This window comes from Emticicia sp. W12TSBA100-4, assembly GCF_040253585.1.
In the GTDB taxonomy this organism is placed as follows: Bacteria; Bacteroidota; Bacteroidia; order Cytophagales; family Spirosomataceae; genus Emticicia.
Genome location: NZ_JBELAU010000007.1, coordinates 291,249 through 305,240, shown reverse-complemented (window position 1 = coordinate 305,240; position 13,992 = coordinate 291,249). Strand labels below are relative to the sequence as shown.

The following is a 13,992-nucleotide window of genomic DNA, read 5'->3' as shown; positions in this document are numbered from 1 at the left end:
AAACAATCAAAATTATGAAATCAATTCTTTTGCTCACATCCCTCCTTTTCTTTGGTTTTGCTGAAAGCCACGCACAAACATTCTACTTAAAAATTTCTAACATAAAAAGTACTGCTATTCTCAGAATTGCTTTTTATAAAAAAGAAAACAAATTCCCCGACGAAGGTAAATTTGCCTTTGCCAAAGAAGTGAAACCCAGCAAAACTGGTGAAGTTACACTCACGTTTACCGATATTCCAGTGGGTGAATATGCTTTAGCACTTTACCAAGATTCAAATGGTAATAAAAAACTGGATACTAATATCGTAGGCTATCCGAAAGAACCTTTTGGTTTTTCACAAAACATCAAACCAAAATTTGCAGCTCCTGCCTACGAAGAATGTAAGATTACATTCAATGCCAACAATACAACATTTTCAATCAAACTAATCGACTAACATGAACGCTTCTTCAATTTTTCAATTTGGTAATTCTTTTATCATTTTTGGTTGGCTATTGCTAATAATTGCTCCAAACTGGAAACATACCCAAAATATTATTCTGAATGGTTTTATTTTATTGTTTTCGGTCATTTATACTTTTTTAATTCTGAAAGACATCAGTGATTTCAAAGCCGATAGTTTTAGCTCGCTTGCCAATGTAAAAGCACTTTTTCAAAATGATAATGCCGTGGCGGCGGGTTGGTTTCACTACTTAGCTTTCGACTTATTTGTGGGAGCATACATCGTTCGTGCAGCCAAGAAACTTAATATTTCTCGTTGGTGGGCAACGCTTGCACTGCCCTTTACTTTTATGTTTGGCCCGATGGGGTATCTTATTTTCTTTATTATAAAAACCATCAAAACCACCTCAAACCATGAATCTAATCAATGAAATTTATCGCCGAAATAAATTATTGGCACATTTAGGAACAGCCAATATTATAGCCACCATCGTTTTAGGAATTTATGCTTTTTTCAACGAAACAACTGTTTTAGGCATTAATTCGATGATAAAACCTATAAAATTCACATTAAGCATTTGGATTTATAGCTGGACAATGGCATTATTACTTTACTACGTGAATGACCAAAAACAAGTAAGAAAATATTCGAGAATTGCGATAATCATTTATGCTTTTGAAGAATTAGCAATTACCTCTCAGGCTTTCAGAGGGCAGCTTTCTCACTTCAATCGAACTGATTTATATAGTGGAGTATTATATGCTTTAATGGGTGTTTTTATTTTTACTATTACGATTCTGACACTTCGCATTGCGTGGATATTTATTCGCCAAAAGACATACACTATTTCTGTTCCTTTAGCTTTAAGTATTAAAATTGGACTTGTACTTTTTGTAGTTTTTAGCCTTTTTGGGGGTTACGTTAGTCAACTAAATGGCCATACCGTTGGAGCAAAAGATGGGGGTGTCGGCTTGCCATTATTGAACTGGAGTACGGTTTATGGCGATTTACGTGTATCTCATTTCTTTGGTATTCATGCCTTGCAAATCATTCCGATTTTTGGGTATTGGGTTTCGAGCAAATACAAAGCACCAACTGCAAACACAGCCATTTGGGGATTTTCTTTCATATATTTTGCCTATGTCTGCTTCACCATGATCCAGGCTTTGATGGGAATGCCGTTTTTAAGGGTTTCTTAAACATAAAAATATAGAACGCAGATTTTTAAGATTAGTATGATATTTTGTGATATCTTTTAGACATCATTTCTATCATAAAAATTATAATTATCAGCGTTCTATTTTCTTACCTCACTTCACCGAAATTACATTTTCTAAATCAGTCTTTTGTTTGGTAGCGTTTCCTGCTTTTTGAAGTGGAAATTTCTTTAAAATTCTTTTTACTTTCTTACGGAAAATCTCGGTAGCATAAGCAGGATTATCTATGATTTCCCCCGCAGTTCCACGCCAAACTAATTGTCCTGTTTGAGCATCTACGATATCAATGATTAAGGTTCCGTCATCATAGTTCACTATTTCGGGGCTTTCGCAATAAGTATGTTGGCTCAAATCGGGTAAATATCGCTCGCCTCTGTAAAAACCTGCTCCACACACCAAATTCTGAAATTTTTGTTCTTCTACATAAATATGAAAATCAACCAGAAAATCGGGTGTGGCGATATTTCTACGAAAACCTTTTTTAGCTAAGTTTTTATCAATTTCTCGCATCAAGGTTTGATTCAACTCAACCGAACTGTAAAGCGGATGTGAGGCTTTGGTAGCTTCGAGTTTATTCCAACCATAAGTTCGATACTGCTCAATAGCAATGTTTGGCTCTCGTTCGATGTGCAGATTTCGGGTACAGCTAAAGCTCAATGTGGCTAAAAATATTACAACTACAGTTCGTTTCATGTCTTTCTGATTTTTTTCAAAACTACCCTCAATCTATCAATTATTTTATGTCAAACGGCACATAAAAGTATGATAGCAATCAGTATTCTGTGCATTAGACAAAAAGTATATTCTTAGAAAAATCTTATTTCTTGCAATATTTTCTTGCTAAATGGTGTTTATAAAAGTATGGTCTATAAACTATAATTATTATGTTTACGAGTTTTCATTTTCTATACTTCTTGCTTAATCTTTGTGTAGTCAAACCACAAGAAAATACAGTTTCAAAAAACCAAATTGCTTGCCAAACTGATACGATTCACCAGCTATACAATGAGTGTAGCTTAGCTGGAAAAGTAAAATTCGAGGCTTTCAAGGAATCTTTACAAGGTTTTCAGAAGTTTCATCCTGCCAAACCTATCATCACTATTGTGGATTTTTCTCTACCATCGAGCGTGGAACGATTATTTGTAATTGATATTTCACAGAAAAAATTGTTAATTTCATCTTTAGTGGCTCATGGTCAGAAATCAGGCGAAAACATAGCTTGTTCGTTCTCTAATAAAATGGAATCGCACCAAAGCAGTTTGGGTTTTTATATGGTCGGAAGTCCGATTAAAAGTCCGAAACATGGCGATGCTCTTTTATTGGAAGGCTTACAAAAAGGCATTAATGATAATGCCCGTCGTCGAGAAATTATTATTCATGGAGCTGCTTATGTTAGTCAATCATTTATTCATCAATTTGGCAGACTTGGCCGCAGTTATGGCTGTCCAGCCGTGCCAAACGAACTAATTCCGCAGGTAGTTCCTGTACTCGCTAATGGCAGTTTACTCTATATACACGCTTAAAAAGTCAGTCTTTTTTCGAGGTATTTCCTCGCTTATGATTGCTTTGTTTTTAATCAATGCCCTTACAGGCTGCAAGGACAAATCTAAAAAGAAAGTAGTTTTGGCCGATGAAAGTGTCTATTCGACCGAAAACTTCACCGATTTGAAGGTCGATAGCCTCGAAATCTCCAGTTTCTTCAAAACTTATAACAGTACAGATTCGATAAGAAATGAGGTTTCAGCATTTTATTCTCGCCGAAATTTTCAGTTTGCATGGCTCAATAAAAATGGGCTTTCGCACGCAGCACCCGACTTTTATAGTCAACTTCAAAATTATAGCAATGATTTTGCCGATAGCACCCTCAATAATCATGTTTTAGATAGTTTATTGGCCGATGCCCAAGATAACGAGAAGGAGTTTTTGAAGCACAAAGATCGCATGCACAATCTGGAACTATTGCTCACAACTACCTTTTTTAAGTTTGCTCACCGTGCCTACGGTGGCACAACCAAAGACCCGATTGACCTCGAATGGTTTATTCCTCGCAAAAAGAAAAACTATCAGACCTTACTCGACTCGTTGGTGTCAAGCAAACAGGCAAATAGAATACAAGAACCTGTTAATCAGTACTATATCGCACTCAAAGAAAAACTTCGCCAGTACCGAGAGATTCAGAAAAAAGGTGGTTTCCCGAAAATCATTACTTCTAAAAAGGTGCTTGCTTTGAGCGATAAAGATTCTGCGATTTTAAGTCTAAAAAACTATTTCTTGATTACAGGTGACTGGAAAGAAAAAGATACCACGATGCTCTTTACCGATTCGCTGGCCAGTGCTGTGAAACGTTTTCAGAAACGTATGGGCTTGACCGAAAACGGTAAAGTCAGTACAGCAACCTTGGCTGCTTTGAATGTGCCAATCGAAGCTCGAATCAGACAAATGATGATAAATATAGAACGGCTCCGCTGGGCACCTGTTGAGTTAGAAAATGATTATTTGATGGTAAATATTCCTGAATTTAGGTTACATGTTTTTGAAAACAAAAAACTTGCGTGGGATATGAATGTGGTGGTTGGAAAAGAGGCATCGAAGACGAGTATTTTCAGAGGCGATTTATCAATGGTTATACTGAATCCGTATTGGAATATTCCTACGAGTATTATTCGCAATGAAATCATGCCCAAACTTCAAAGAGGAACTTCATACCTGAGCAGAAATAACATGGAAGTACTATCGGGCAATAAAGTAATCGACCCTTCGAGTGTTAACTGGTCGAAATACGTCAATAGTATTCCGCCATACAATTTCCGACAAAAACCTGGCAATAAAAACTCTTTAGGGAAAATGAAGTTTTTGTTTCCGAATAGTTACAGCATTTATTTGCATGATACCCCATCAAAAGGCTTATTCAACGAATCGGCTCGTGCGTTTAGTCATGGTTGTATCAGACTTTCTGAACCTCGAAAACTGGCTCTTTATTTACTCCGAAACAATACAAATTGGAACAGCGAAAAAGTAGATGAAGTACTCAAAACCGACAAAGAAAATATCATTAAAGTTAAGCCAACGATTCCAGTTTATATCGTCTATTTTACAACTTGGGTGAGTAGCTCAGGTCAGTTAAATTTCAGAAAAGATATTTACGCCTTGGATGAGAAATTATCAGAAGAGATCTTCGGGCAATCGGGTGGAACGAAACCTCTGTAACTGACTTATAATAAAGCAAAAAGAGTAGCTTTAAAAGCTACTCTTTTTGCTTTAGGCTATTTTATTCAGCAACAATCAGTGTCGAATCTGCTTTATTTATTTTCTTATAACGCACATCACGGCCATTTCTCGTCAAAAGGTTTTTTTGCTTATAGTTCGAGTGGCTATCGTTATTATTGACAGCTACTACAACTGTTTTTGACTGTGTTTCGGCAGTGCCTTGTGCCTTATAATTACGATGATTAGCCAATGGGTTTGTCGAATAATCGTTATTCAACTGCACTTGAGCAGGAGCTGAAGCCGTTTGTTTACGTCCCAAAAGCTGATTTTGCTGCTTATAATTAGCCGAATTTGGAGCTTTAGTCTGTGCAAAGCTCGTAGTGGTTATCGCCAAAGCCGATAACACCACTAAGGCGTTAAATTTATTTTTCATTTTTTTCGAATAATATTTGTTAATGTCCTCTTTCGATGACATTTCAAAATTATAATCGAAATAAATATAAAACAAAAAACCAAGAGACAATTTGAGTAAAAATACTCAATTCTAATTTCGTTCTAATCTCGTTTGGCTTTTTTCTCACGCTTTTCTTCTTTTTTCTCTTTGGCTGTTTTCAAAGGCTCTTTTTTTACAGCTTTCTTCGCATCTTGGCTTTTTGCCATATCATTTGGTGGAGTTTAGCGATGATATTCTAAAATCGGGTAAATGTAGTGTTTATTATTTTCTTAAAGTGTATTTATAGAATAAAAAGTGGTTTATCATTCTATTGATTATCAAATCAATAAAGATTTTTGATGTAGTAAAATTATTATTTTACTTTTGTGAAGCTGTTATTTCACAAACATCAAAAACACACTTAACTGTGCTAAAAAAGACCAAATTAATTTGCTTAATTTTACTTGTATCAACAACTATTTACGCACAAGATAAGATTTCATTCGGAGCTTCATTGATGTACAATTTCCCGCTGAATACTATTGGTGTAGGCATTCGTTCACAAATTCCAATTACTAACAGAATCACTCTTACGCCAGACGTAAAATATGCTCCCCAATTCAATGAGATTCATGAACTTTATGCTGGCCTCAATGTGCATTTTTTATTGATTACTTCTACCAAAAATATCTCTTATCAGAGAAGTAGAGTTGAGCCACAAAAGCCAAATTTATACATAACCGCAGGGGCTGAATATAACCAATGGTTCAATCATATCAATAGTATCAATAGCCAAGCCAAAGAAAAAAACATATTACCCAAAATAGGACTCGGCACTTCATTTGGTTCGCACATTACAAGGTTTTTTGCTGAAATAAAATATAATATCCTCTGGGACGAAGCTTATGCCGAAGCAGGCTTATTGATTTACCCAGGTTTTATTAAATTAAAAAAGAAAAATAGCTGTCCAGTTATCCACTAATATCGACCTACAAACCTTATGAAATCACACTTATTTTTGAAAATATTTATACTCGGAATCTTTGCGATTTCGATGTATTCATGCTCAAAGGACCGACTTATTCCTGTGGAGGTTGAAGCTGTAACCGAGGAAATAAACCCTTTTAAAGATAAGGTTTTTGAAAACACTCGAAACCTTCCCTTACTTTCAAAACTTGCCAGTAAAGCCGAAAAAATTAGAGTGAATAATATCAATGAGTTGCCAATTATCACAAAAAAAGGCACAAAAATATGGCTTTATGAATGGAATGTGCGAAGTCAGCAAAATGGTGCGGTTACATACCCTTTCGATATTGAAATTATTGAATTATATACCCTAAAAGATATGCTTTTGCACCAAAAACCAACGGTTTCTTTTAATAGAATGTTGGTTACAGGCGGAGCAATCTACTTGAATGTAAGTAAAAACGGAGTAAATCTTAATATAATCCCTCTAAATCCTCCGAACATCTCGGTTCCAGCTAAGGAGCCTGATGAAAATATGTGGTTGTTTTATGAAGCAATTAACAACCAAGAAAATTTCACTTGGGCCGAAGCACCAAGAGATACAATAAGAAATGATACGATTAAAAAAGTTCAGCCAATCTTTGCAGGAAGAGGTACATATGAATTATTTCCTCAACGTTTTGGCTGGATTAACTGTGATAAGTTTTATGATTACGCTGGAGAAAAAACCAATGTAAATTTTGTTTCGCCCAAATTGGGTTTGGAAAACATGATAATATTTATGCTTTTTCCTAATATAAATTCAGTTATTCAAGTCTATCAAGGAAAATCGCTTGAAGTACCAGTAGGTGAAGAAGTAAAAATTGTGGCATTGGCACAAACCAAAGATGGTGAGATATTCGCTTACTTTAAGGATATAAAAGTTGAAAAACAACAAACAGTTGAAATTGATTTGAAGTCTTATACCGAAAAAGATGTTCTGGCAGCTCTGGATAAACTCTAAATAGATAGAAAAAATTGGCACACTTTATTGAGGTATGCCAATTTCTTTTTTTTATTCTTTATAAAAAACTCGCTTTACACGCTCGCTTACGCCTGTCAGGATTTCATAGGAAATTGTGTCAATCGAAGCAGCTAAATCTTTGATAGATAAGTCTTTACCGAATATTATCACTTCATCGCCCTCTTTGCAGTTGGCTTCGCTTACATCAATCATCGTCATATCCATACACACATTCCCTACCACAGGACAAACCACGCCATTGACTAACACTCTGCCTACACCTTTACTGAAACCACGGTCAAAACCATCGGCGTAGCCAATAGCAATCGTTGCAATTTTTGAGTCTTTTTCTAAAACACCTTTTCGACTATAACCAATTGTTTCACCCGATTTTAGGTGTTTTATCTGAGAAATTACAGTTTTCAATGTCCCGACGGTTTGCAATTCTTTTTGCTCAGTGCCTGTTACTTCCACGCCGTAAAGACCGATTCCGAGACGAACCATATCGAATTTTGCTTCAGGAAAACGAATAATTCCTGCTGAGTTACAGATGTGTCGCAAAGGTTTTTGCCCATCTAAAACATCAATAATTTGTTGCGACATTTGCTCAAATCGCTCTATTTGAGTTTTAGAAAAAGCATTGTGCTCGCTTTCATCAGCCCCAACCAAATGGCTAAAAATTGAAGCAACTTTAACTTTTGTATTTTGCTTCAATAACTCAATCAGTCGATCAATGTCTTGTGCCTCAAAACCCAGTCGATGCATTCCTGTATCAAGTTTGAGGTGAACTTTAAAGATCTTATTTTCAAAAGATTTGATAAAACTTAAGAACTGTTCAAAAACCTTAAAACTATAGATTTCTGGTTCTAAATTATACTCAATTAACTTTGCAAACGATTCAGGTTGCGGATTGAGTACCATAATTGGAAGTTTTATTCCATTTTGGCGGAGCACAACACCTTCGTCAGTATAAGCAACTCCCAGATAATCCACTCGGTGATATTCCAGCAAACTGGCTACCTCAGCACTACCACTTCCGTAAGCAAATGCTTTTACCATTACCATTATTTTTGTACCCGAACCAATTTTATTTCTGTAAAAATTCAGGTTATTAGTCAAAGCATCGAGATTTACTTCAAAGACAGTTCCGTGAACCTTCAGCGTTAGTCGATTGATAATTTTCTCGAACTCAAATTTTCTGGCTCCTTTCACCAATATCAATGAACTTTGAAGTTGGTTAATAGGATATTTTTCCAAAAACTCTTCAGTGGATTGATAAAAAACCATTGGTGCAATATTGCTTTTTTTATCACTAATCGCCGACGTATAGAAAGATTTTTGATTACGAGAAATTACTTCTCCGATGCCAATCACTCTATCAATTTGCTTACCCTTGATAAGTTCGGCTATGCTTTCATACAAATCAGCTTCTTCTAAACCAGACTGTAACACATCACTGATAATCAACACTTTATCTCTCTTTGTATGTTGCTGAGTCATGAAATCAAGAGCAACCGAAAGGCCTGCGTAGTCGTTGTTATAAGTATCATCAATTAGATAACAATCATTGATTCCCTGCTTCAATTCCAAACGCATTGCTATCGGTTTGAGCATATCCAAACGGCTTTGAATTTCAGTCGTATTGATGCCTTGATACAGCATCAAGAAAATACAATGCGTAGCATTTTCGATGGAAGCATCATCGGCAAATGGAATCTTAAAATCATAGATTTGGCTATTCCACAAAATCTGTAAAGTGAAGTAGGTATTATGTTTGGTGGCATTAACAAAGATTTTACTACCCGCTTTTCTTGACCAACCAATCAGCTCAATGCTTGGGTTGACAGCTTTTAGTAAAATTCTGATTTCATCATCAATATCTTCGTAGTCTTTGCAGTATATGAGGGTTTTACTTCGCTGAAACAAGCGAAGTTTTTCGGTAGCTTTTTGTTTTCTACTTCTGAAACCTTCGTCGTGAGCAGAACCAAGATTTGTAAAAATGCCGATGGTCGGTCGAATGACTGGTTCGAGAAATTCCATTTCGCCCGATTTTGAGATACCAGCCTCAAAAACACCGAAATCATGGTGTTCGTTTATTTCCCAAACCGATAACGGCACGCCAATTTGTGAATTATAGCTTCGTGGACTTTTTACTAAATTATAATCTTTAGCCAGTAATACGCTCAACCATTCTTTTACAATCGTTTTGCCATTACTACCTGTGACACCAACTACTGGAATATCAAATGCTTGACGGTGTTTCGCAACCAAATGCTGTAAAGCACGAATAGCATTTTCGACCACAAAAAATTGAGCGTCTGATAAGTTTTCGAATTGAGATTTTAGGGTCTCATTGAGTGCTTTTTTCTCAATCACAAACTCACGCACACCTTTTTCGTAAAGGTCTTTGATGAAGGCATGACCATCATGACGCTCGCCTTTGATGGCAAAAAATATGCTATGCTCAGGTTGAGACACAAAACGGCTATCGGTTAGCAGCACCGTAGCCTGAGAAATAATAGGTTCGGAAAGGAAATTCACTTACGAAAGATTTAGCACCCTCCTATTGGGTCGGACCACCGATAAGGAGGGTTGGGTGTGGCTATAATGCGGGAATAAACTCCATATTTACGAATTGTCCAGCACTAATCATTTTGTTGTTTTCGGCCTGTAGAACCATCTTAGTCTTCGATATTTCGACTACTCTAAATTGCCCTTTAAAACCCAAAATATCAATATCTAAAACTTGATTATCTTGAATCAGATACCAAGTTCCTGCATTCAAGATTTGTTTTGTAATGCGGTCTTTTGCACGGGTTACATTATCATCACGAAATTCATAATCTAAACCAAAAAGTGCTTGTGCTTGCGAATTTAATTGATTTTGACTCAAGGTTTTACCATCTGTATCAGCAAAGCGGTCAAGTTTCCAGAAATTGGCCGAAAGAACTTTTATTGGTTCATTAGTTGTTACTTCTGATTTTTTGCAACTAAAGGCAAATAATACTAAAACTAAAAAAAGGATATTTTTCATAATATTTGATGGTTTATAAAATCTTAATCCAAATCATAAGGCAAAAAATCATCTACTTTTGCCCCATATTTGTGTAACTCACGAACGATTGTAGAACTGATTGGGGCAAGTTCTGGGGAGGTGATTAAGAAAACGGTTTCAAGCCCGCCAACCAAGTGTCGGTTTACTTGCGAAATAGTATTTTCATATTCAAAATCAGTTGTATTTCTTAAACCTCTTAACAAAAAATTTGCTCCATTTGCTACCGCCGCATTCGCTGTTAAGTCGTCGTAGGAGATAATTTTTACACTTTTATTATCTTTAAAAGTCTCTCTAATTTTTTCGGTCATCATTTCGAGTGAGAAATAACGTTTTTTAGCCGAATTTGTACCGATACCGATAATTACTTCATCAAAAAGTTTTAATCCACGCATCACAATATCAGCATGCCCTTTGGTGAAGGGGTCGAACGAACCTGGGAAAAGGGCAACTTTTTTCATGTTATTTTATTTTTTTACTTGTAGAAACGTCCAAACTGGACGTTCTTATCAATTCATCCAAATATCAATACAAATAAAACGAACTAAACAATGTATAATAACGATGTTCGGGTAAATCATCAAAGTATTGACTAAAACGAATTTTTGTTGGATTTAGTGCAAACTTTACATCACTGAGCGACTGCGTAAGCTGAATGTATCTTTCCGAAAACGAGGTAATTTCACCATAAAACATCGTTGGAGTATCGACAGGTAAACCAAGTTCGTTCATCACAAATAATACATGATAGACCATATCTTGTGATGTTCGGAAATGAAAACGATTACAAAAATGCAATTTAGCGTCTTTAAAATAAATAATCGTAATATAATAGTCTTCAAAATAAAGATGTAAACCATCGTTATTTTTATCCTGCACAATACCCTCAATCAACGAGCCTATTACAGGTACTGGATCAATTTTGCGGGCTGGGTACATCTCCTTAAACCAGGCAAAAGTATCTTTTTCGATGCCAAAAATGCAAACTGCTCCAAAACGACTTTGTTTAAAATCAAAGATTTGCTCTCGTTCCGATACGTTTTTTCCAGCTGCAAAATTTAAATACTTGGCTATTTCATCGGCTTCGTAGTATTCGTCAGGAATAAGCGTAAAATGATTGGCATTGACCGATAATCGAATCGTTTTCCAGTAATTAGCCGCCAAAAACTGGTGTTCTTGATAAACTGTTTTGAGTGTTTTTAATAACTGATTTTCGTTCAACAATGAAAAAACATGATAATCTTCCAGCCACATAATTACATCGTGGAGGGTATTATAAACAGTAAATCTAAAGCGGTCACGGCTTACTTCAATCAACAGATGGCAGTCGGCTATCTGGTTGGTATCGAAGCGGTCGTCTTTTATTTCAAAACTCGGTGATATATTTAAAACAGGATTCTCCAATGATTTTAATCAATTTAGATTATTAGCAAAAGTAAAATCAGACTTAGTTAAAAGTTGTTATTTTTGTTTCAAGTGGTTACATGATTGTTAAGCCTTTGAAGAATATATTCTACAACACAACAATTTGCAACAAATTAAACAATCTGTAACAATATTTAAACAAGTTTTTACGCAATTATCTCATCAAAACTTCCAAACTTTTGCCAAAATTGGTGTTTTTCGCTCAAATTTAATCTTTTTATTTCATCTAACGACAACCATTCTATTTTTTGAATCAGTTGTTCATCCAAATTCATTTCAGGGTCGTGCCCCAAAGCCAACTCTCCTCCTACTCTTTTCACTATAAAAAACAGCTCGATTCCGTGCAAAGGCAGTTTCACGAACTCATTCATTATCAATAGTTTACCAACTTCTATTTCAAGCCCAGTTTCTTCCAAAAACTCTCTTCTCAAGGCGTCTTCGGCCATTTCGCCAACTTCTACACCTCCACCTGGTGGACTCCAAAAAGTATTTTCGCCCAAAATTGCCCGATGCCCAATCATCAGCACTCGGTCGTTTTCGATACAAATTCCACACGCACGCACCCTAATTCTGTTTCCATAAAGTTGTTGGGCGTTTATTTGAACTTCCGATTGTGACATTTAGTTTAGCTATTTCGGCACAAAGATAATGAATCAGCCACGAGGGATTTCATGAATCTTGAATGTTTTTAAAATTTAAAGGTTTATTTTGCACTTGGATTAGAGATTATGAGTGTGTATCATCAGAAAAACTACATTCTTCATTCTACATTCTTAATTATACATTTAGACAATGGCACTCGACGAAAATATAAAACCTTCTACCAGATTTCTAAGTAAATTTCCGTTTACTCCTACTTTCGGACAAGCGAAGCTTTTTAAATTGATGGACGAATTTATTCTGGATGAAGAACGATTCCGTGATACATTCATACTAAAAGGTTATGCCGGAACTGGTAAAACAACTTTTGTGAGTACGCTCATTAAGGTTTTGAAAGAATTTGGCTATAAAGCAGTGCTTCTCGCACCAACGGGTCGAGCTGCCAAAGTGATGTCGAGCTACTCGAAGCGAATGGCTTTGACGATTCACAAAAAAATTTATCGGCAAGTAGAAAATACCTACACAGGTGCGTTGGTTTTTGAACGCATGAAAAATACACAAGAAGGCACAGTTTACATTGTCGATGAAGCCTCGATGATTTCGGACGACCGAGAATTTGGCACTAATAGTTTGTTGCATGATTTACTCGATTTTGTTTTTGAGCAAGAAACCAACAAACTCATTCTGATTGGCGATGAAGCCCAACTTCCACCAGTGGGAATGCAAGTCAGCCCTGCTTTGAGTGCCGACCATTTGGCAGGAAGATACCACGCCACCGTGACCGAACACGTACTGACCGAAGTAATGCGTCAGGGAGAAGGCTCAGGGATTTTGACAAATGCTACCGATTTACGAAAACAATTGCAAGAAGAAACGCCCAGTATTCAGTTAATTACAAGCAAATACAAGGACTTTTACAGAATGACGGGCGAGCGTCTGGAAGATGGAATCAGATACGCCTACGATAAATACGGACGAGAAAATACAACGATCATCACTCGCTCAAATAAAACGGCGGTGCAGTATAATCGGTATATCCGAACTGCTATTAATTACTCCGAAAATGAGCTTGATTCGGGTGATATGCTGATGGTTGTCAGAAATAATTATACAGTTTTGGGCGAAGAATCAAAAGCTGGATTTATTGCAAACGGTGATTTTGTGGAAGTCATCAAGATTCGTCGAGAAGAAGAAATGCACGGTTTGCGTTTTGCCAATGTAACGCTAAAACTCGTCGATTATCCCGATGAAGAAGAATTTGATTGTAAGATTATTCTGAATACGCTTTATTCAAATTCGCCAACACTAACGGCCGAAGAGAATAAAATGCTCTACGAAAATGTATTGAAAGATTATTTTTGGGTAAAATCTAAGAAAGAACGTCAAGATTTATTGCGTAAAGATTCCTACTTAAATGCTCTTCAAGTAAAATTTGCCTATGCTCTGACTTGCCACAAATCACAAGGTGGCCAATGGGATGCAGTCTTTGTTGACCAAGGCTATTTGCCGCCCGATGCCGAAGTAGATAGCGATTTTATTCGCTGGCTTTATACGGCCATTACTCGTGGTGTGAAAGAGGTTTTTTTGCTTAATTTTAATAAACAGTTTTTGGAAGGGTGAGAAGAAAAATTTCTAAATTGCATAAA

15 protein-coding genes are annotated in these 13,992 nt (G+C 36.2%); 8 read left to right on the top strand and 7 right to left on the bottom strand.

Going from position 1 to position 13,992, the window contains the following annotated elements; genetic code table 11:
- The first annotated feature begins 14 nt into the window (after positions 1-14).
- The 3 genes from ABR854_RS12125 to ABR854_RS12115 are packed head-to-tail and all read left to right on the top strand — an operon-like array spanning position 15 to position 1,642.
- Positions 15-437, top strand: coding sequence for a DUF2141 domain-containing protein (locus ABR854_RS12125; protein WP_350265666.1), 423 nt, complete (start codon positions 15-17; stop codon positions 435-437).
- Between the two features lies 1 nt (position 438).
- The gene (locus tag ABR854_RS12120; RefSeq protein ID WP_350265665.1) at positions 439-873 is read left to right on the top strand and encodes an ABA4-like family protein; all 435 of its coding nucleotides are present in this window, start codon (positions 439-441) and stop codon (positions 871-873) included.
- Positions 857-1,642, top strand: coding sequence for a hypothetical protein (locus tag ABR854_RS12115; RefSeq protein ID WP_350265664.1), 786 nt, complete (start codon positions 857-859; stop codon positions 1,640-1,642). The genes ABR854_RS12120 and ABR854_RS12115 overlap by 17 nt, the downstream gene beginning before the upstream one ends.
- Before the next feature lie 111 nt (positions 1,643-1,753).
- Here the strand turns inward: ABR854_RS12115 and ABR854_RS12110 are convergent, their stop codons facing one another.
- A complete protein-coding gene (locus tag ABR854_RS12110) occupies positions 1,754-2,353 on the bottom strand; it encodes a DUF4136 domain-containing protein (RefSeq protein ID WP_350265663.1) in 600 nt (199 codons plus the stop codon).
- A 191-nt stretch (positions 2,354-2,544) separates the two neighbouring features.
- Here ABR854_RS12110 and ABR854_RS12105 point away from each other — a divergent pair, with 191 nt between their 5' ends.
- Positions 2,545-3,183 carry a murein L,D-transpeptidase catalytic domain family protein gene (locus ABR854_RS12105; protein ID WP_350265662.1) on the top strand — a complete coding sequence of 213 codons (639 nt, stop codon included), beginning with the start codon at positions 2,545-2,547 and terminating at the stop codon, positions 3,181-3,183.
- 34 nt (positions 3,184-3,217) lie between these two features.
- Positions 3,218-4,867 carry a L,D-transpeptidase family protein gene (locus ABR854_RS12100; RefSeq protein WP_350265661.1) on the top strand — a complete coding sequence of 550 codons (1,650 nt, stop codon included), beginning with the start codon at positions 3,218-3,220 and terminating at the stop codon, positions 4,865-4,867.
- 61 nt (positions 4,868-4,928) lie between these two features.
- Here the strand turns inward: ABR854_RS12100 and ABR854_RS12095 are convergent, their stop codons facing one another.
- Entirely contained in the window at positions 4,929-5,300 is a 372-nt protein-coding gene (locus ABR854_RS12095) for a hypothetical protein (RefSeq protein ID WP_350265660.1), read from the bottom strand.
- Between the two features lie 427 nt (positions 5,301-5,727).
- On the opposite strand from ABR854_RS12095, the gene ABR854_RS12090 reads away from it, so the two are divergent.
- Both ABR854_RS12090 and ABR854_RS12085 read left to right on the top strand, forming a co-directional pair.
- The gene (locus ABR854_RS12090; RefSeq protein ID WP_350265659.1) at positions 5,728-6,282 is read left to right on the top strand and encodes a hypothetical protein; all 555 of its coding nucleotides are present in this window, start codon (positions 5,728-5,730) and stop codon (positions 6,280-6,282) included.
- 18 nt (positions 6,283-6,300) lie between these two features.
- Complete coding sequence (locus ABR854_RS12085) at positions 6,301-7,269, top strand: hypothetical protein (protein WP_350265658.1); 969 nt, start codon at positions 6,301-6,303, stop codon at positions 7,267-7,269.
- 51 nt (positions 7,270-7,320) lie between these two features.
- On the opposite strand, the gene ABR854_RS12080 is transcribed toward ABR854_RS12085, so the two are convergent.
- From ABR854_RS12080 to ABR854_RS12060, 5 genes are all read right to left on the bottom strand, one after another.
- A complete protein-coding gene (locus ABR854_RS12080) occupies positions 7,321-9,810 on the bottom strand; it encodes a bifunctional UDP-N-acetylmuramoyl-tripeptide:D-alanyl-D-alanine ligase/alanine racemase (RefSeq protein ID WP_350265657.1) in 2,490 nt (829 codons plus the stop codon).
- Between the two features lie 61 nt (positions 9,811-9,871).
- A complete protein-coding gene (locus ABR854_RS12075; protein WP_350265656.1) occupies positions 9,872-10,303 on the bottom strand; it encodes a hypothetical protein in 432 nt (143 codons plus the stop codon).
- Positions 10,304-10,326: 23 nt separating this feature from the next.
- Entirely contained in the window at positions 10,327-10,782 is a 456-nt protein-coding gene (gene coaD, locus ABR854_RS12070; RefSeq protein WP_350265655.1) for a pantetheine-phosphate adenylyltransferase, read from the bottom strand.
- A gap of 64 nt (positions 10,783-10,846) precedes the next feature.
- The gene (locus ABR854_RS12065; RefSeq protein ID WP_350265654.1) at positions 10,847-11,725 is read right to left on the bottom strand and encodes a DUF3822 family protein; all 879 of its coding nucleotides are present in this window, start codon (positions 11,723-11,725) and stop codon (positions 10,847-10,849) included.
- A gap of 167 nt (positions 11,726-11,892) precedes the next feature.
- A complete protein-coding gene (locus ABR854_RS12060; protein WP_350265653.1) occupies positions 11,893-12,366 on the bottom strand; it encodes an NUDIX domain-containing protein in 474 nt (157 codons plus the stop codon).
- Between the two features lie 172 nt (positions 12,367-12,538).
- Between ABR854_RS12060 and ABR854_RS12055 the strand changes: the two genes are divergently transcribed.
- Positions 12,539-13,966 (top strand): ATP-dependent DNA helicase, encoded by a 1,428-nt coding sequence (locus ABR854_RS12055; RefSeq protein ID WP_350265652.1) that lies wholly within the window; start codon positions 12,539-12,541, stop codon positions 13,964-13,966.
- The last annotated feature ends 26 nt before the right edge of the window (positions 13,967-13,992 follow it).